Origin of the sequence: Enterobacter cloacae complex sp. S3 (assembly GCF_014930495.1) — a bacterium.
GTDB classification, from domain to species: domain Bacteria; phylum Pseudomonadota; class Gammaproteobacteria; order Enterobacterales; family Enterobacteriaceae; genus Enterobacter; species Enterobacter asburiae_B.
On the sequence record NZ_JADBRD010000045.1, the window covers coordinates 1 to 19,016 of the forward strand.

The window sequence follows — 19,016 nt, forward strand, 5'->3', positions numbered from 1 at the left end:
GTACTGTTCTTTAAAACCGCGTACGGAGCTTTCCCCGCCGAGCGTCAGGCGCTCGGCGCCGTACAGCCGGTCGGGCGACCACTGGCCGTAGGCGCTGGTCAGCCACCACGCGTTGCGGGCAACAGGACGCTGGAAGCTGGCGTTCAGGCTCCATTTACGGAATTCCGCCCGCGGCATATCCCCGGATTTATTTTCGTCGGTTTCGGCATTGAACCACGGCATGCCGTGGCTCCAGGTCGGGTTGAAGGTCGCCACGCCGCCCAGCATTTTTTGCGTGTGGGTAATTCCCAGGACCAGGCTCGAGAGGTTGCGCGTGCTGCTCTTAAGCGGCGCGTCGTTCAGCCAGTTGCGGCTGGAGCGCTGAACCACGCCCGCCGCAATGCCGGTTTTGACATCCCCGTTGCGGAAAACCACCCAGGACGCGTTAAGGCGGTGGGTTTTCGTATCGCCCGTGGAGAGCCAGTTGAACCCCTGGTTACTGATGGTGGTCCGGTAGTTACTCCAGGCGTAGCTGTAGTCCAGCAGGCCGTAGCCAGACGGCACGCTGACGCCCGCCTGGAAATTCTGCGCATCGTACGCGCTGGCAAAATCGCTGCTGCGCCCGCCGCTGACAAACCATTTATCCGCCAGCCCCAGCATATTATTGGCGGTGAGCACGCCGTTAAGCTGGTTTTCACCGGTGCTCTTCTGCCCGCTATTATCCAGGCTCACGGATGCACTTAACGGAAATTCCGGCTTGCCCGTGAGATTAACGATGGAATATCCGGCCTGCGTTCCCGGCAGAATTTCAATCTGAACCGGTTCGGCGCGCAAACGGTTAATTTGCTCCATCCCCTGTTCGATGTCGCGTAAATTAAGGATACCGCCTGTCCGTCCCGGAAACGCCATTTTCAGCATGCGCGGCGTTTCACCTTCCAGACGGATCGCTTCCAGCCGCCCTTCCAGCACCACAATATTCAGCTGACCGCCGGAGAGATCCTGCTCGGTAAGAAAGGCGCGGCTGGTGATATATCCCCGGCTGATATACCAGTCAGAAATACGGGCGAGAAGCTCCGTTATTTTCGCCATATCCAGACACCGGCCCTGCCACGGCGCAACAAGGGCCTGCCGGGTTTTCGGGGAAATGAGGGTCGTGCCGGAAAGGGTAATGGTATCAATGGTGAAGCAGGGCCCGGCGCCGGCTGCAGGCAGAGGCCTGTCAGGCGCGGGACGAGGAATACTCCGCTCCAGCTCTTCACGCTGTTGCTGGTTCTGTAATAAAAGCTGCTGCTGTTGCTGCTGAATAGTATCGCGATCGGCTGGCGACAAGGGTGCAGCGTTAACGCTTGCTGAAAAAAGCGCACCCGATAAGATAAAAATAATATAATTTGCTAATGAAATTATTCTTCTTTCTATTTTATTGCTATTCATCCATGCCACAAAATTTATTCGCAATTAATATTTTCGAAATATAAGAGCATTCTTAATGCGAGTATATCTAATTTGCGTTAGGGCGAAGCAAATAAAATATTTTTTCAGAAAAATGAGAGGTGGATTAAGAAAAAATAAGAAGTGATTTAACTAACCCTTAAATCTTGAGTTAGCCGTAATACACTAGCTGTGAAGACGGAACGTTTTTCTCCATTCCGCAGGGCTCACCCCAAAACGCGCCTTAAACTGCTGCCGCCAGGTGACGGCGGAATTAAATCCCACCAGTTCGGCCACGCGCTCAATCGGCATATTTCCGGCTTCAAGCAGGAGCTGGCTGCGCCGCAGGCGTTCGGCGGTAAGCCAGTCGGCGACGCTCATCCCCGTGGCTTGAATAAAATGACGGGTCAGGGTGCGGCGGCTCATCGAAACCACCTCCGCCAGTGAGTCCAGGCTATGCGGTTCGGTAATGTGCTGCTGAAGATAATCGATCAGGCAGTTAATGCGTCCGTCGCGGGTATCTTTGGGTACCGGCTGGGCGATGAACTGCGCCTGACCGCCCTCGCGGTGGGGCGGAACAATCATCCGACGGGCAATCTGGTTGGCGACCACGCTGCCAAAGCGCTGACGAATGATATACAGGCAGCAGTCCAGCGCCGCCGCGGTTCCGGCGGAGGTGATGATATTGCCGTCATCCACGTAGAGCGCATTGATATCCAGCTGAACGTGCGGGAAAAGGGACTGGAACTGATGCTCGAACTCCCAGTGGGTGGCCGCACGTTTGCCGTCGAGGAGCCCCGCCCAGGCCAGCACAAACGATCCCAGACACAGCCCGACGATTTCCGCGCCGTTGTCTCTCGCCTGCACCAGGCTGTCGAGCAGCGTCTGGGGCGGGCGTTCAAGGACGTGCTGCCAGTAGGGAACGACGACAATATCGGCCTGACCAATGGCGGTGTAGTCCTGCGTGGCGTTGAGGGCAAATCCGTCTTTTGAGGTGAGAAAACCCGGCGTTTCGGCGCAGATCGTCACGTTAAAGCGCTTTTCGCCGGAGACCGAATCGCCAAACAGAATGCAGGGAACGGAGTAGTGGAACGGGCTGAACCCGTCTACCGCGACAATCGCGACGTTGATTAGCGACATCAGTTCCTCCTTTCCCTTTAATGCACTCAGAATATAACGGTTTCGCCATCCTGGGGAATGCTCACTGCGTCACTCACCTGATTGGCTTCAACGTACTCACGCAGCGCGCTGCGGGTCAACAGGCAGTGGTTAATCGCCTCCATATGGATCGCCACAATGCTGGCCTGCGGCAGCAGGAAATGAACGTTGAGCACGTCCTCCTGCCCCATAATAATGGGCCCAAAACCAATGACGTGGGCATAGCCAGCGTTCAGTACCACCACGTCCGGCTGGTGCTTTTGCAGATCGGCCGCCACCTCGTCACGCCAGACGGTATCCCCGGCAAGATAGAGCGTCTTCTCATCGGGATGACGCAGCACCACGCCGCAGGCCTCGCCCAGACGCTCCGCCAGCTCCGGCACGGCGTAAGCGCGATCGGTGCCGTGCTGCCCGCCGTGGGTTTTCGTAATCTGAATATCGCCGAAGAAGGTCGCGTCGGTCATGACCGTCAGGTTGCTGAATCCCTGGCTTCGCAGCAGCGCGGCGTCACGATCGTTTTGCACGTAGATCGGTTTGTCTTTGGCGATCAGCTCCGCCGCGGTGCGATCCCAGTGATCGTCATGGGTATGGGTGACGATCACCGCGTCGGTATCCAGCAGCGTGTTGACGTCAACGGGGAGTTCGACCGTCGGGTTACGGCGTTCGGCATACGCCGTGCCGGGAAAGCCCGGATAAGCCCCCTTCGGGGCCAGCATCGGGTCGATTAAAAGACGTTTTCCGGCGTAGGAAATCAGCTGGGTGGCGTTGCGAATGTGGGTAATGTTCATGGGCTATCCTCCGGTGGGTGTGATAAGGAGGATAGCCAGCCGTCGCACTTGCCGCAGTGGGTTAAAGGGCGATTACCGATGGAATCGGGCCAATTTAAGCAACCCGTTTTCCGTCAGATCGTTTACCAGCCCGGCACCGCCCCGCCGTTAAAGATCGTCTCAGCCGCTTTTGCCACTTCAGGCGACTGATACGACTGGATAAACGTCTTCACGTTCTCCGCGTCCTTGTTGTCTTCGCGCGTTACCACGATGTTCACGTACGGCGAGTTTTTGTCTTCAATAAAGACGCTGTCATGCACCGGCGACAGCCCGGTTTGCTGAATATAGGTAGTGCTGATGATGGCGACATCCACTTTCGGATCGTCCAGCACGCGCGGCAGCTGTGCCCCTTCCAGCTCCATAATTTTCAGCTGTTTAGGGTTGGCGGTAATATCCAGCGCCGTCGGCAGCAGCCCGGTGTCCGGCTTCAGGGTAATGAGCTTCTCCTTTTGCAGCAGCAACAGCGCGCGGCCAAGGTTGGTCGGGTCGTTTGGAATGGCAATGGTCGCCCCGTCCTTCAGGTCAGAGACGGATTTGATTTTGCGGGAATAGCCGGCCATCGGAAAAACAAAAGTGTTCGCCACGGCCACCAGCTTGTAGTTATGCGCCTTGTTATCCTCAGCGAGGAACGGGCGATGCTGGAAGACGTTGGCATCCAGTTCCCCCTGGTTGGTGGCATCGTTGGGCAACAGCGAGCCGCTGAAGCCGACCAGCTCCACGTCCAGGCCATATTTCTCTTTTGCCACCTTTTTGGCGACTTCCGCCACGTCCTGTTCAGCGCCGTTGATGACGCCCACTTTAATGTGTTTGGCATCGCTGCCACTTTGATCGCACCCTGCCAGCAGCAGGCCAGCAAGTACCAGAGCACCCAATCGACGTTTCACAAGACAGTTCCTTTTGCTAAATGTTGTAGTGACTATATCGACAACGAAGCGGTGAAATAAAAACCGAAAAAGAATCAATAAGAAGGATAAGTTATATGCGGGTTTTGCCGGGTGGCGCTGCGCTTACCCGGCCAACAGATCCGGGGCTTAAAGCGCTTTCGCCAGATAATGCCGCTGCATGCCCGGATAAGGATAATCCTGCAAAGACATCTGCAGCCGGTAGCCCTGTTTTTCATAGAACGGGCGCGCCTGGAAGCTGGCGGTATCGACCAGCGCGTGCTTGCAGCCTTTGCGTCTGGCTTCCTCTTCGGCCGTTTTGATGAGCTGGCTGCCCACGCCGGATCCGCGCACGGTCTCACTGACCCAGAGATAGTCGATATTCAGCCAGTCGCCTTTACGCACCCCAATTAGCCCGCCGAGCATGACGCCTTTATCGTCTCGTACGTAAACGCCAATGTCGCCGCTAAAGGTCGCCATATCCAAAAATTGCCCGTTATAGGCTCTTAACCCCACAAATAACTCTTCTTTTTCAGCGGGCGTTACATTATTTGTTATGCTCAGGTGCATTTTTCTCTCCTTATTTTCTATGCAATCTGAATATCTCATAGCTTAACCTCCACAAAAACTCCTCATTCCCTCCATTTTTTAAATACGGAAACATTCCCTCAATATCTAAATAAAAAAGGCCTTTCCAATACGCACCCAAAACGTATACTGAGAACGATCATTCTCACTTTTACACGGTAGCCGACGATGAGTACGAAACTGGAAGAACGACAAAAACAACGTCAGGACGAGATCATCACCGCCGCGCGTCGCTGCTTTCGCGCCAGCGGATTTCACGCCGCCAGCATGTCGCAGATCGCCAGCGAGGCGAAGCTCAGCGTCGGGCAAATTTACCGTTATTTCAGCAACAAAGACGCGATTATCGAAGAGATGATCCGCCGCATCATCGACTCGCGCATTGAGGAGATGCAGGGTAAAACCCTGGTGGAAGGGATGCCGCAGGCGCTCGCCTGGCGACAGACCCTCAACGAAGATGACGATGCGCTGATGCTGGAAATGTCCGCTGAGGCCACGCGTAATCCGCAGGTGGCGACGATGCTGATCGAAGCCGAATCGCGCATGTTCGCCAACGCCTGTGCGCACCTGAAAAAGCAGTTTCCCCACCTGAGCGACGAGCATATTCGCTGCTGCGTGGAGATTACCGCCGTGATGATTGAGGGGACGATTTATCGTCGATTAACCCCCTTAAAAGTCCCGTCAGAACAATTAGAACCCCTTTATCAGGATATTTTAAATATGCTTTTCTCTGCGAAGTAATCGCATATGAATAATTAGCGGGAATAAGTAATTCCCCTTTTTTACATTTCTGGCTCAGCCGGAGATGCGGTATCGCTGTGCCTTTAAATTGTCCTCCTCCCCGTTAAGCCATTAACGGGGCTGGCGTCGTTCACCCTGGAAAAAGATTATGAAAAACATAACAACCTCCATCGCGGCATTATTTCTCCTGACCGGGTGCGATAATGCGCAAACATCTGCTCCCCAGCGTCCTCTTCCGGATGTGGGGATTGTCACGCTCATGAGCCAGCCTGTTTCCGTCGTCAGCGAACTGACCGGCCGCACCACCGCCGCCATGAGCGCCGAAGTGCGCCCGCAGGTGGGCGGCATTATCCAGAAGCGGCTGTTCACCGAAGGCGATGCCGTGAAAGCCGGACAGGCGCTGTATCAAATTGACCCTTCCAGCTACCGCGCGGCGTTTGATGAAGCCGCCGCGGCGCTGAAGCAGGCTCAGGCGCTGGTAGCGGCCGACTGCCAGAAGGCCCAGCGCTATGCGCAGCTGGTGAAAGACGACGGCGTGTCGCGCCAGGACGCAGAGGACGCGAAGTCCACCTGCGCGCAGGACAAGGCCAGCGTCGAGTCAAAGAAGGCCGCGCAGGAGAGCGCGCGCATTAACCTCAACTGGACCACCGTTACCGCGCCGATTGCCGGACGCATCGGCATCTCCTCCGTCACGCCCGGCGCGCTGGTGACCGCCCAGCAGGATACCGCGCTCGCCACCGTTCGCGGACTGGACAGCATGTACGTCGATCTCACGCGTTCCAGCGCCGATCTGCTGCGTTTACGCAGGCAAATCCTTGCCACCAATAGCGATACGCTAAGCGTCTCCTTAATCCTCGAAGACGGCAGCACCTACGGTGAGAAAGGCCGCCTGGCGTTAACCGAAGTGGCGGTGGATGAATCAACCGGCTCGGTCACGCTGCGCGCCGTCTTCCCGAACCCGCAGCACCAGCTCCTGCCGGGGATGTTCGTTCGCGCCAGGGTGGATGAAGGCATCATGAACGACGCGATCCTCGCCCCGCAGCAGGGCATCACCCGCGATGCCAAAGGCACCGCCACCGCGCTGGTGGTGAATGCCAGCAATAAGGTCGAGCAGCGTCAGCTGGAGACGGGCGACACCTACGGCGACAAATGGCTGGTGCTGAGCGGCCTCAAGGCGGGCGACAAGCTGATTGTGGAAGGTATCGACAAAGTGACCGCCGGGCAGGAAGTGAAGGCCGAAGAGATGAAAGCTGCGGGAGGAAAAGCCTGATGTTTTCCCGCTTCTTCGTGCGTCGCCCGGTCTTTGCCTGGGTTATCGCCATTCTTATCATGCTCGCCGGGATGCTGGCGATCCGTACGCTGCCGGTCGCGCAGTACCCGGACGTCGCCCCGCCGTCGATCAAAATCTCTGCCACCTACACCGGTGCCTCCGCGCAGACGCTGGAAAACAGCGTGACGCAGGTGATCGAGCAGCAGCTGACCGGCCTGGATAACCTGCTCTACTTCACCTCCACCAGCAGCTCGGACGGGTCGGTGAGCATTACCGTCACCTTCGAGCAGGGAACCGACCCGGACACCGCCCAGGTGCAAGTGCAGAACAAAGTTCAGCAGGCGGAATCGCGCCTGCCGACCGAGGTGCAGCAGTCCGGCATTACCGTCGAGAAATCGCAGAGCAACTTCCTGCTGATCATGGGCGTGTACGACAAAACCGACTCCGCCAGCAGCTCGGATATCGCCGACTGGCTGGTGAGCAATATGCAGGACCCGCTGGCGCGCGTGGAGGGCGTCGGCAGCCTGCAGGTGTTTGGGGCGGAATACGCCATGCGCATCTGGCTTGACCCGGCGAAGCTGGCGTCCTACTCGCTGATGCCGTCCGACGTGCAGAGCGCGATTGAAGCGCAGAACGTGCAGGTCTCCGCCGGTAAAATCGGCGCGCTGCCCTCGTCGAACGCCCAGCAGCTGACCGCCACCGTGCGCGCCCAGTCGCGCCTGCAGACGGTCGATCAGTTTAAAAACATCATCGTGAAGAGCCAGTCCAGCGGCGCTATCGTGCGCATCAGCGACGTCGCCCGCGTGGAGATGGGCAGCGAAGATTATACCGCCACTGCGAAGCTGAACGGCCACCCGGCGGCGGGTATGGCGGTGATGCTTTCACCGGGTGCGAACGCGCTCAACACTGCGACGGCGGTAAAAGACAAGATCGCCGAGTTCAAAAAGTCGATGCCGGAAGGCTACGACGTGGCCTACCCGAAAGACAGCACCGAGTTCATCAAGATCTCCGTTGAGGACGTGATTCAGACCCTGTTCGAAGCCATTATCCTCGTGGTGGTGGTGATGTACCTGTTCCTGCAAAACATCCGCGCGACGCTGATCCCGGCGCTGGCGGTACCCGTCGTTCTGCTGGGCACGTTTGGCGTGCTGGCGCTGTTCGGCTACTCCATCAATACCCTGACGCTGTTTGCGATGGTGCTGGCGATAGGGCTTTTGGTGGATGACGCCATCGTGGTGGTGGAAAACGTCGAGCGTATTATGCGCGACGAAGGCCTGCCCGCGCGGGAAGCCACCGAGAAATCGATGGGCGAAATCTCCGGCGCGCTGGTCGCCATTGCGCTGGTGCTCTCTGCGGTATTCCTGCCGATGGCCTTCTTCGGCGGATCCACCGGGGTGATTTACCGTCAGTTCTCGGTCACCATCATTTCGGCGATGTTCCTCTCCGTGGTGGTGGCGTTGACACTGACGCCCGCACTCTGCGGCTCGATCCTGAGCCACACGACGCCGCACAAAAAGGGCTTCTTCGGCGCGTTTAACCGCTTCTACAGCAGGACCGAGCGCGGCTATCAGAACAAGGTCCTGCGCGCCCTGCGCCGTTCCGGCGGCATGCTGGTTATCTATGCCCTGCTCTGCGGCGCGATGGGCTTCGCCATGCTTAAGCTGCCGGGCAGCTTCCTGCCAACGGAAGATCAGGGCGAAATCATGGTGCAGTACACCCTGCCCGCCGGCGCGACGACGGTACGTACCGCCGAAGTCAGCCGCCAGGTGCGCGAGTGGTTCCTCACGAAAGAGAAAGCCAACACCAACGTGATCTTCACCATTGAGGGCTTCAGCTTCAGCGGCAGCGGCCAGAACGCCGGGATGGCGTTTGTCTCCCTGAAAAACTGGTCCGAACGTAAAGGCGATGCAAACACCGCGCAGGCCATCGCCCTGCGCGCCACGCAGGAGCTAAGCGCCATCCGCGATGCGACCATCTTTGCCATGACGCCGCCTGCGGTGGACGGCCTGGGCCAGAGCAACGGCTTTACCTTTGAGCTGATGGCCAGCGGCGGCACCGACCGCGACGCGCTGCTGAAGCTGCGTAACAAGCTGATTGGCGAAGCCAACCAGGACAGCTCGCTGCACGCCGTGCGCGCCAACGATCTGCCGCAGATGCCGCAGCTTCAGGTGGATATCGATAACAACAAGGCCGTGTCGCTGGGGCTGTCCCTGAGCGACGTTACCGACACCCTCTCCAGCGCCTGGGGCGGGACCTACGTGAACGATTTTATCGACCGCGGCCGCGTGAAAAAGGTCTACATCCAGGGCGACAGCGACACCCGCGCCGTGCCGTCGGATCTCAACAAATGGTTTGTGCGCGGCAGTGACAGCACCATGACCCCGTTCTCCGCCTTTGCCACCACCCGCTGGGAGTACGGCCCGGAAAGCCTGGTGCGCTACAACGGCTCGGCGGCGTATGAGATTCAGGGAGAAAACGCTAGCGGCGCGAGCTCCGGCACGGCGATGGGCAAAATGGAGCAGCTGGCAAACAGCCTGCCGTCCGGCAGCACCTGGGCGTGGAGCGGTTTGTCGTTGCAGGAAAAACTGGCGAGCGGTCAGGCGATGAGCCTGTATGCCCTCTCCATCCTCGTCGTGTTCCTGTGCCTGGCAGCGCTGTATGAGAGCTGGTCGGTGCCGATTTCGGTCATCCTGGTGATCCCGCTTGGCGTGCTGGGCGCGGCCATGGCCGCCTCGCTGCGCGGCCTGAACAACGACGTTTACTTCCAGGTGGCGCTGCTCACCACTATCGGCCTGTCGTCGAAGAACGCCATCCTGATTGTCGAGTTTGCCGAAGCCAAAGTCGCTGAAGGGTACTCTCTGACGCGCGCCGCGCTGCGTGCCGCCCAGACGCGTCTGCGGCCGATCATCATGACCTCGCTGGCGTTTATCGCAGGGGTTACGCCGCTGGCCGTGGCAACCGGTGCAGGCGCCAACAGCCGCGTGGCGATCGGTACCGGCATTATCGGCGGGACGCTGGCCGCGACGCTGCTGGCGATCTTCTTCGTCCCCTTATTCTTTGTACTGGTGAAACGTCTGTTCTCCGGTAAGCACGCAAACCGGAGGTCATAATGTTTCGTGTATCTATTTTAGCGTTAGCCCTGCTGAGCGCGGGCTGTGTGTCGTTAGATCCAACCTGGCAACGCCCGGACGCACCCGTCCCGGCAACCTTGCCCGGCGCGCACGGCGAAGCCACCGCCGTGGTGAGCCAGTGGCAGCAGGTGATGAACGATGCGCGGCTGAAAAGCGTGGTGACGATGGCGCTTAACAGCAACCGCGACGTGCAAAAAGCGATTGCTGATATCGACGCCGCCCGCGCCCAGTACGGTGAAACGCGCTCGTCCCTGTTCCCGACGGTGGACGCGGAGCTGAGCCACACCCGCAGCCGCACGCTGGCAAGCGGCGTCGCGACAAGCGATGAAGCCAACGGCGCGGTCTCCAGCTTCGAGCTGGATCTGTTTGGCCGCAACCAGAGCCTCTCCCGCGCCGCGCGTGAAACCTGGCTTGCCAGCGAGTTCACCGCGCAGAACACGCGCCTGACGATGGTCAGCGAGCTGACCACGGCCTGGGTGACGCTGGCGGCGGATAACAGCAACCTGGCGCTGGCGAAATCCACGCTGGAGAGCGCGGCGAATTCGCTGAAGATTGTGAAGCGCCAGCAGGACGTTGGCGTGGCGGCCGCCACGGACGTCAGCTCGGCAATGGCGGTGTACCAGCAGGCGCGCGCCAGCGTCGCAAGCTACCGGACGCTGGTGATGCAGGACAAAAATGCCCTTAATCTGCTGGCGGGCGATACGGTGCCGGACAACCTGCTTCCCGGCACGCTGGAGAGCCTGAGCGACAATGCCATCACGCTGATCCCGGCGGGCGTCAGCTCCAGCGCTCTGCTGCGCCGCCCGGACATTCAGGAGGCGGAACATAACCTGCTGAGCGCCAACGCCAACATCGGCGCGGCGCGGGCCAACTTCTTCCCGACCATTTCACTGACCGCCAGCGCGGGCGTCGGCAGCGACTCGCTCTCCTCCCTGTTCAGCCACAGGATGAAGGTCTGGTCGTTCGCGCCGTCCATCACCCTGCCGCTGTTCAGCGGCGGAAACAACCTGGCGCAGCTGCGCTACGCGGAAGCGGAGAAGAAGGGGCTGATCGCCACCTATGAGAAAGCCATCCAGAGCGCGTTTAAGGACGTGGCCGACGCGCTGGCGCGACGAGAAACCCTGAGCGAACAGCTCGACGCCCAGCGCGAATACGTCGCGGCGGAGCAAAAAACGCTGGACGTGGCAACGCGCAGCTATAAGGCGGGCGCGGGGGATTATCTGACGGTACTGACCGCGCAGCGGTCGCTGTGGTCGGCGCAGGAATCGCTGATCGCGCTGCAGCAAACCGACCTGGAGAACCGCATCACGCTGTGGCAGTCGCTGGGGGGCGGTATTCAGTAGCGCTTGCCGGGAAGTTCATGACAGGCGGTGAAGAGAAAATTCATACTTTCGGCTGGCGTCGCTACACTGAATGTAACGATATATTTCATGGGAAGCATGTGACTTCTAAAGGGGGTTGTTGATGAAAGCTGCGCACCTGGTCTGCCTGCTGGTTTGTCTGCTCTTCGCCGCGTTTGTCCATGCTCAGGAAAAGGATGACCCCGCGAAAGAGGCGCAAATAAAGCAGCAGGTCCTTAAAGATATTAAGAAAACCTGTACGCCACAGAAAAAGCAGAGCGATAAAGCCTGGCAGGAGATGATTTTGTCGTCCGAGGCCAATCAGCTGCTGATTAAAAATGCCATCACCGCCGTGAAGCGCGACAACCTGGATGCCTACTGGGGGGCGATTGGTCAGGTGGATTGTATGGAAGATTATTGAATTCCCGCCGGGTGGCGCTGCGCTTACCCGGCCTGGAAAACATGTTTAACGCTTCCGCATATCCGGAATGATGAGATCCCCGCGCAGAACATAGGACCCGAGCATCTGCGTTTTCTCCGTCAGCCAGCTCACAATACGCGCCGCCATCGCGTCCATGGAATATTCAATCGCCGGGATCACCGGAATGCCCGGCAGGTGCAGCGATCCGGCAAGGCTGAAGACCATAATGTCGTCCGGCACCGATTTATTAAACGCCTGCAGCTGCGGGATCACCCGCTGGGCTTCCTGCTCGTCCGCCACCAGCAGCGCGTTGAAATTCAGGGTGCTGGCGTTGTTAAGCAGCTCCTGCAGCGCAACGGATGAAGAAGTCGCGTCCATAAAGACCAGGCTGCGATTAAAAGGCAGGAAATTTTTCTCCAGCGCGTGCTTGTAGCCGAGCAGCACCTGGTCGGCAAAACCGCTGCCGTGGGGGTGGATCAGCGCAATCTGGCGACGCCCCTGGCTGGTGAGGTAGTTACATGCGGTTTCGGCGGCAAAGGCGTGATCGAACTGAATGCTGTTGGAATTATCAGACTCCATGCAGTCCACCAGAATGACGTTGTCCATCTCCACGTCCAGCGGGAAACGGGCGCCAATCACCAGGATATCATCGCAGAGTCCGCAGGAAAGTTCTTCAAGGGCGTGCATCACTTCCGCCTTGCTGTGCGCGAAGCGCAGCAGGAGGTGTTTTTGATGCTGGCTGAGCTGTTTTTCCAGCGCGTAGAGATAGCCGGTGGTCTGGTTAATATTTTCCTGCGCGCAAATGACTCCAATGCAGCCCGTCGACTGGCTCAGCAGCGACTGGGCAATCACGTTGGGACGATAGTTCAGCTCATCCACGGCCTTCAGAACGGCCTGACGGCTGGCTTCCTTTACGCCACGCGACCCACTCAACACTCGCGATACCGTGGCTTTAGACACCCCGGCAAGACGTGATACATCATTGATTGTCGACATCTCTTTCCCCTGGCAGGCTTACCTCGCGCCTGCAAATTCCATCACCGCTTCGGCTCACATTATAGCCAGAACGGAGTATATCCGTTTCCGTTTTCCATGGAAACCGATTTTCCGTTTCCACTCAAAATGATGTAAAAACAGCCAAATTATGTGACCCACATCCGGTTAATTAGCCTCATAAGTAAGGGATCTTGATGGTTGTCACACTTCTGTCTTTTATGAATGGAAACCGGTTTCCGTATAATGTCCAATCAACCTCGCAATAACTTTTTACATTTAGAGGATGGTTGTCGATGTTCAAGATTATGCTGTGCTGCTCTGCCGGGATGTCCACCAGCCTGTTGGTCAGCAAAATGGTCGATGTCGCGAAAGAGCGTGGTTTGCCGGTGAAGATTGATGCGTACGGTGTTTCCGAATTTGATACGCAGTTTCCGCAATACCAGGTTGTCCTTCTCGGACCGCAAGTGAAATACATGTTACAGACACTCTCAGACAAGGCGGCGACGCAAGGCATTCCGGTGCAGCCCATCGACATGATGGACTACGGCATGCAGCGTGGCGATAAAGTACTGGACTATGCTCTGTCGCTCATCGAAGCGGCACACTAAAAGGTGTTCACATGAGTTCGTTATATCAATCCATGGTCGCGGTGATTGAGCAGTCAATTACCCCGCTGGCCGCAAAGCTGGGCCAGCAAAAGTATGTGATTGCCATCCGCGACGGCTTTACCGCCGCGCTGCCGTTTATGATCATCGGCTCGTTTATGCTGGTGTTCATCTTCCCGCCTTTCTCGGCGGATACCACCAACAGCTTTGCCCGCGGCTGGCTGGATTTCTCCCAGACCTATCGCGAACAGCTGATGCTGCCGTTTAACCTCAGCATGGGCGTGATGACCTTCTTCATTTCGGTGGGGATTGGGGCAAGCCTGGGGCGTCAGTTCAACCTCGACCCGGTGATGTCCGGCCTGCTGGCCTTTATGGCCTTCCTGCTGGTCGCCGCCCCCTATGCCGACGGCAAAATTTCGACCCAGTATCTCTCCGGCCAGGGCATCTTCACCGCCCTGATCACCGCAATTTACGCCACCCGCGTTTACGCGTGGCTGAAGCAGAACAACGTGACCATTCGCCTGCCGAAGGAAGTGCCAACCGGCGTGGCGCGCTCGTTTGAAATCCTGATCCCGGTGATGGTGGTGATCGGCACGCTGCACCCGCTAAACCTTTTCATCGAAGCGCAGACCGGGATGATTATCCCGCAGGCGATCATGCACCTGCTTGAGCCGCTGGTGTCCGCCTCTGACTCCCTGCCCGCCATTCTGCTCTCCGTGCTGCTGTGCCAGATCTTCTGGTTCGCCGGTATTCACGGCTCGCTGATCGTCACCGGCATCATGAACCCGTTCTGGATGGCAAACCTCTCCGCAAACCAGGCGGCGCTGGCGGCCGGCGCGGCGCTGCCGCACGTTTACCTCCAGGGCTTCTGGGATCACTACCTGCTGATTGGCGGCGTAGGCTCCACGCTGCCGCTGGCGTTCCTGCTGCTGCGCAGCCGCGTTACCCACCTGCGCACCATCGGCAAAATGGGCGTGGTGCCAAGCTTCTTCAACATCAACGAACCGATTCTGTTCGGCGCGCCGATCATCATGAACCCGATGCTGTTTATCCCGTTCGTGTTCGTTCCGCTGGTCAACGCCTGCCTGGCGTATGCGGCAACCAAGCTCGGCTGGCTGGCGCAGGTCGTCTCGTTAACCCCGTGGACCACCCCTGCACCGATTGGCGCCTCGTGGGCGGCAAACTGGGCGCTGAGCCCGGTGGTGATGTGCCTGGTCTGTATGGTGATGTCCGCGCTGATGTACCTGCCGTTCCTGCGCGCCTATGAGCGTACGCTCATCAAAAACGAAGAGCAGAAGGCCCAGGCAACCGTCGGCGCCGCCGAGACCGCCAGCAATTAAGTCAAAGAGGAAGAGTCATGAAATACGCATTTCCCGATAACTTCTGGTGGGGCAGCGCAAGCTCCGCTCTCCAGACGGAAGGGGCAAGAGAGGGGGAAACCACGTGGGATTACTGGTTTGCCCGCGAGCCAAACCGTTTTCACAACGGCGTGGGGCCGCAGCAGACCTCCACGTTTTATCAGCACTGGAAAACGGATATTCAGCTGTTAAAGCAGCTGAACCACAACAGCTTTCGCACCTCGATTAGCTGGGCGCGCCTGATCCCCGACGGTATCGGTGAAGTGAACCCGGAAGCGGTCGATTTTTACAATCAGGTCATTGATGAGCTGAATGAACAGGGCATCACGCCGTTTATGACCCTGTTCCATTTCGACATGCCGATGGCGATGCAGGAGATCGGCGGCTGGGAAAACCGCGACGTGGTGGACGCCTACGCCCGCTATGCGCAGATTTGCTTTGAGCTGTTCGGCGATCGCGTGCTGCACTGGTTTACCTTCAACGAGCCGATCGTGCCGGTGGAAGGCGGTTATCTCTACGATTTCCACTACCCGAACGTGGTGGATTTTCGTCGGGCAGCCACCGTGGCGTATCACACCGTGCTGGCCCATGCGAAGGCGGTTCAGGCCTACCGCGCCGGGCATTACGCGGGGGAGATTGGGATCGTGCTGAACCTGACGCCGTCGTACCCGCGTTCGCAGAACCCGGCAGACGTGAAGGCGGCGCACATCGCGGATCTGATGTTTAACCGCAGCTTCCTTGACCCGGTCCTGCGCGGCGAATACCCGGCAGATCTCGTAGCGCTGCTGAAATCCTGCGATCAATTACCCGCCTGTAAACCGGAAGACGGTTTCCTGATAGCGGAAGGGAAAATCGACCTGCTCGGCGTGAACTACTATCAGCCGCGTCGCGTGAAGTGTCGCGACAGCGCGGTGAACCCGCAGGCGCCGTTTATGCCGGAGTGGTTCTTCGATAATTACGAGATGCCGGGCCGCAAGATGAACCCGTACCGCGGCTGGGAAATCTACGAGCCGGGTATTTACGATATTCTGGTCAACCTGCGCGACAATTACGGCAACCCACGCTGCTTTATTTCTGAAAACGGCATGGGCGTCGAAAACGAGCAGCGCTTTATTGAAAATGGCCAGATTAACGATCAATACCGCATCGAGTTTATTTCCGAACATTTAGCCTGGCTGCATAAGGGTATTAGCGAAGGGTGCAATTGTCTCGGCTACCATATGTGGACGTTTATTGATAACTGGTCGTGGTGCAACGCGTATAAAAATCGCTACGGATTTATCCAGCTCGATTTAGAGACGCAGAAACGCACCATTAAGAAAAGCGGAGAGTGGTTTGCCGCCACCGCGTTAAATAATAGTTTTGAAAAAGAGTAATGATGATGATCGCATTAGAAGAAGCCGTAATGGAAATTATCGTCAATGCCGGACAGTCCCGCAGCCTGTGCTTTGAAGCGCTGCACGCGGCGCGCCAGGGCAATATTGACGAAGCCAAAAGCCTGCTGCGCGAAGCCGACGGCTACGCGCGCCAGGCGCACAAGATGCAGACCAAACTGATCGAGCAGGATGCGGGCGAAGGCCGCCAGCCGATGACGTTAATTATGGTGCACGCGCAGGATCATTTAATGAATTCCTTATTAGCGCGTGAACTGTCCGAAGAAATTATTCATTTATATCAGAGATAGTCTATGGCGAAATAATTATTGTAATACCTCTGTACCCTAAATAGAGATCCACTTGTTCTGATGATAGCGACATACTCTGTCAGATCGGAGCGGGATGGTTATTGTCTGAATAAAATTAAACTATATTGAGATAACCATGAATACGATTAAAAAACTTCCATTAACCATGGCGGTTATCGCCGCGCTTTGCCCAATTTCCGTGCTCGCACAGGAATTCACCCAGGAGCAAATCGACGCCATTGTGGCGAAAGCGGTGGATAAAGCCCTGGCCGAACGTCAGGCTAAAATGGATGCGGCGGTCGCGAAAAAAGCGGACGTGGTGACCGAGCCGCAAAGCGCGGCGCAATCTCCGGATATGGCGATCCCGTTCGGAATTAAATTTACCGGCTACGCCCGCTACGGCGCGCACTTCCAGGCCGCCGATCAGAAATACGTGGCGGTGGACGGCTCGTACAACGGCGCGTCCGCCATTGGTCGTCTGGGCAACGAAGGCAACGGCGGGGAATTCCAGCTATCCAAGGCCTTCAAGGGTGAAAACGGCGCCATCTGGGACGTTAACGTGATGATCGACCACTGGGGCGACGAAGTTAACCTGAAAAAAGCCTACGCGGGGGTGACCAACATTATGGCCTCCAACCCGAACGCCTATTTCTGGGCAGGCCGTGACTTCCACCAGCGTCCGCAGCAGGGCATCAACGATTACTTCTGGATGAACCACGACGGCCAGGGCGCCGGGGTGAAGAACTTCGACATCGGCGGCGTGCAGTTCGACGTGGCCGCCGTGGCGGCGGTGGAATCCTGTAGCCCGGAAGTGATGGAAGATGAAGCCAACCCGTCGCGCATCACCTGTACCGGCGGTTCCGGCACGGGCGACAAAGGCAACTACGCCGCGACCTCAAAAATCCACGGCATGAAGCTTGGCCCGATCGACATGGAGCTGTACGCCAACTACGGCTTTGACTCCAAGGCGGTGGAGAGCGACGAGCGTCTGAACGCGTGGCAAGGCGGCGTGGTGTTGAGCCACACCAACGACAGCGGCGTGAACAAGGTGATCGCCCGCTACTCCGATAACGCGGACAACAGCGTGTTCAACAAAACCGAGGATCTGACCACGGTCTACGCCAGCTTCGAAGGGCTGTACAAATTCACCCAGGCCACGCAGGTGGAGTACATCCTCGCCTTCCACGACTACGACAACAGCCGCGATAAGACCGACAACCGCAAAAACTACAACGCCATCGTGCGACCAATGCACTGGTGGAACGACGTTCACTCCACCTGGCTGGAAGCGGGCTGGCAGCATGTTGATTACGACAACGGCGGCGACAACAAGGGCTGGAAGCTGACCCTGTCCCAGAACATGTCTATCGCCATGGGGCCGGAGTTCCGCCCGATGCTGCGCTTCTACGTGACCGGCGGCAAAGTGGATAACGAACGCACCGCGCGCGTGAACAACACCAAAGACGAAACGCTCGACGACTTCAACGTCGGCGCGATGTGGGAGGCGTGGTTCTAGGCAAGGTAGAAGCAAAACGGCAACGCAAGTTGCCGTTTTTAGTGTTTGCTCCCTCTCCCCGTGGGTGTACGGTCCGGGGTGAGGGCATCAGGCCGCACGCAACCATGCTATGCTGTTGACCGAATTAACGACAACATCGCAGGGGAGAAAATGGGTTCCACACGTAAAGGGATGCTAAACGTCCTGATCGCCGCCGTTTTATGGGGCAGTTCCGGCGTTTGCGCGCAGTACATCATGGAGAAAAGCCACATTTCTTCGCCTTACCTGACCATGGTTCGCCTGCTGTTTACCGGCGTGATCCTGCTGACGCTTTCTTTCGTGCACGGCGATAAGATTTTCTCGGTCATCAAACATCGCAAAGACGCCCTCAGCCTGCTGATTTTCTCACTCGTCGGCGCGCTCACCGTGCAGCTCACCTTCCTGCTGACGATTGAGAAATCCAACGCAGCCACCGCTACCGTGCTGCAGTTCCTCTCGCCGACCATTATCGTGGCCTGGTTCGCCCTGGCGCGGAAAAAGCGTCCCGGCGTGTTTGTGCTGTCGGCCATCATGACGTCGCTTGTCGGTACGTTTCTGCTGGTCACCCACGGCGACCCAACCTCGCTCTCCATCTCGCCTGCCGCGCTGTTCTTCGGCATCGCCTCGGCGTTTGCCGCCGCGTTTTACACCACCTATCCGTCAACGCTGATCGCCCGCTACGGCACGCTGCCGATTGTCGGCTGGAGCATGTTGATTGCCGGGTTAATGCTGACGCCGTTCTACGCCGGGCGCGGGACCACCTTTGTGATTGACGGCAGCCTGCTGCTGGCGTTTTTCTACCTGGTGGTGATTGGCACGGCGCTGACGTTCAGCCTGTATCTGAAAGGCGCGCAGATGATTGGCGGGCCGAAGGCGAGCATTCTGAGCTGCGCCGAGCCGCTGAGCAGCGCGCTGCTGTCGGTGATTTTGCTGGGAGTGGCGTTCACCCTGCCGGACTGGCTGGGGACGCTATTGATTGTGTCGTCGGTAGTGTTGATTTCAATGGATTCGAGAAGACGGGTTCAGACATCGGCGTAGCCTGATGTCCCCTCACCCTAACCCTCTCCCCACAGGGGAG

The 19,016-nt window shown here is 57.9% G+C and carries 17 protein-coding genes; 11 read left to right on the forward strand and 6 right to left on the reverse strand.

Going from position 1 to position 19,016, the window contains the following annotated elements:
- From IM317_RS20820 to IM317_RS20840, 5 genes are all read right to left on the reverse strand, one after another.
- A partial coding sequence (locus IM317_RS20820) for a ShlB/FhaC/HecB family hemolysin secretion/activation protein (protein ID WP_227010967.1) occupies positions 1-1,410 on the reverse strand: 1,410 nt, incomplete at its 3' end.
- Positions 1,411-1,593: 183 nt separating this feature from the next.
- Complete coding sequence (locus tag IM317_RS20825; protein ID WP_033144318.1) at positions 1,594-2,547, reverse strand: GlxA family transcriptional regulator; 954 nt, start codon at positions 2,545-2,547, stop codon at positions 1,594-1,596.
- Positions 2,548-2,573: 26 nt separating this feature from the next.
- Positions 2,574-3,353, reverse strand: coding sequence for an MBL fold metallo-hydrolase (locus IM317_RS20830; RefSeq protein ID WP_033144319.1), 780 nt, complete (start codon positions 3,351-3,353; stop codon positions 2,574-2,576).
- A 122-nt stretch (positions 3,354-3,475) separates the two neighbouring features.
- The gene (nlpA, locus tag IM317_RS20835; RefSeq protein ID WP_033144320.1) at positions 3,476-4,276 is read right to left on the reverse strand and encodes a lipoprotein NlpA; all 801 of its coding nucleotides are present in this window, start codon (positions 4,274-4,276) and stop codon (positions 3,476-3,478) included.
- A 147-nt stretch (positions 4,277-4,423) separates the two neighbouring features.
- Positions 4,424-4,843, reverse strand: a complete 420-nt coding sequence (locus IM317_RS20840; protein ID WP_033144321.1) for a GNAT family N-acetyltransferase — start codon at positions 4,841-4,843, stop codon at positions 4,424-4,426.
- A gap of 186 nt (positions 4,844-5,029) precedes the next feature.
- Between IM317_RS20840 and IM317_RS20845 the strand changes: the two genes are divergently transcribed.
- The 5 genes from IM317_RS20845 to IM317_RS20865 all read left to right on the forward strand — a co-directional run bounded on the left by IM317_RS20845 (position 5,030) and on the right by IM317_RS20865 (position 11,761).
- Entirely contained in the window at positions 5,030-5,599 is a 570-nt protein-coding gene (locus IM317_RS20845) for a TetR/AcrR family transcriptional regulator (RefSeq protein ID WP_033144322.1), read from the forward strand.
- A 148-nt stretch (positions 5,600-5,747) separates the two neighbouring features.
- Positions 5,748-6,869 (forward strand): efflux RND transporter periplasmic adaptor subunit, encoded by a 1,122-nt coding sequence (locus IM317_RS20850; RefSeq protein ID WP_033144323.1) that lies wholly within the window; start codon positions 5,748-5,750, stop codon positions 6,867-6,869.
- On the forward strand, positions 6,869-9,979 hold the full coding sequence (locus IM317_RS20855; protein WP_033144324.1) for an efflux RND transporter permease subunit: 3,111 nt from the start codon (positions 6,869-6,871) through the stop codon (positions 9,977-9,979). Before IM317_RS20850 ends, IM317_RS20855 begins: the two co-directional genes overlap by 1 nt.
- Complete coding sequence (locus IM317_RS20860) at positions 9,979-11,343, forward strand: efflux transporter outer membrane subunit (protein ID WP_033144325.1); 1,365 nt, start codon at positions 9,979-9,981, stop codon at positions 11,341-11,343. Before IM317_RS20855 ends, IM317_RS20860 begins: the two co-directional genes overlap by 1 nt.
- A 121-nt stretch (positions 11,344-11,464) precedes the next feature.
- Positions 11,465-11,761 (forward strand): YicS family protein, encoded by a 297-nt coding sequence (locus tag IM317_RS20865; protein ID WP_023309843.1) that lies wholly within the window; start codon positions 11,465-11,467, stop codon positions 11,759-11,761.
- 45 nt (positions 11,762-11,806) lie between these two features.
- On the opposite strand, the gene IM317_RS20870 is transcribed toward IM317_RS20865, so the two are convergent.
- Positions 11,807-12,757, reverse strand: a complete 951-nt coding sequence (locus tag IM317_RS20870; protein ID WP_033144326.1) for a LacI family DNA-binding transcriptional regulator — start codon at positions 12,755-12,757, stop codon at positions 11,807-11,809.
- Positions 12,758-13,050: 293 nt separating this feature from the next.
- Here IM317_RS20870 and IM317_RS20875 point away from each other — a divergent pair, with 293 nt between their 5' ends.
- From IM317_RS20875 to IM317_RS20900, 6 genes are all read left to right on the forward strand, one after another.
- Positions 13,051-13,365, forward strand: a complete 315-nt coding sequence (locus tag IM317_RS20875; protein ID WP_023333974.1) for a PTS sugar transporter subunit IIB — start codon at positions 13,051-13,053, stop codon at positions 13,363-13,365.
- A gap of 11 nt (positions 13,366-13,376) precedes the next feature.
- Positions 13,377-14,702, forward strand: a complete 1,326-nt coding sequence (locus IM317_RS20880) for a PTS sugar transporter subunit IIC (protein ID WP_023309840.1) — start codon at positions 13,377-13,379, stop codon at positions 14,700-14,702.
- A 17-nt stretch (positions 14,703-14,719) separates the two neighbouring features.
- Positions 14,720-16,096 carry a glycoside hydrolase family 1 protein gene (locus tag IM317_RS20885; protein WP_033144327.1) on the forward strand — a complete coding sequence of 459 codons (1,377 nt, stop codon included), beginning with the start codon at positions 14,720-14,722 and terminating at the stop codon, positions 16,094-16,096.
- A gap of 5 nt (positions 16,097-16,101) precedes the next feature.
- A complete protein-coding gene (locus IM317_RS20890; RefSeq protein WP_029741865.1) occupies positions 16,102-16,404 on the forward strand; it encodes a PTS lactose/cellobiose transporter subunit IIA in 303 nt (100 codons plus the stop codon).
- A 136-nt stretch (positions 16,405-16,540) separates the two neighbouring features.
- Positions 16,541-17,920, forward strand: coding sequence for a carbohydrate porin (locus IM317_RS20895; protein WP_033144328.1), 1,380 nt, complete (start codon positions 16,541-16,543; stop codon positions 17,918-17,920).
- A gap of 150 nt (positions 17,921-18,070) precedes the next feature.
- Complete coding sequence (locus IM317_RS20900) at positions 18,071-18,976, forward strand: DMT family transporter (protein WP_029741863.1); 906 nt, start codon at positions 18,071-18,073, stop codon at positions 18,974-18,976.
- The last annotated feature ends 40 nt before the right edge of the window (positions 18,977-19,016 follow it).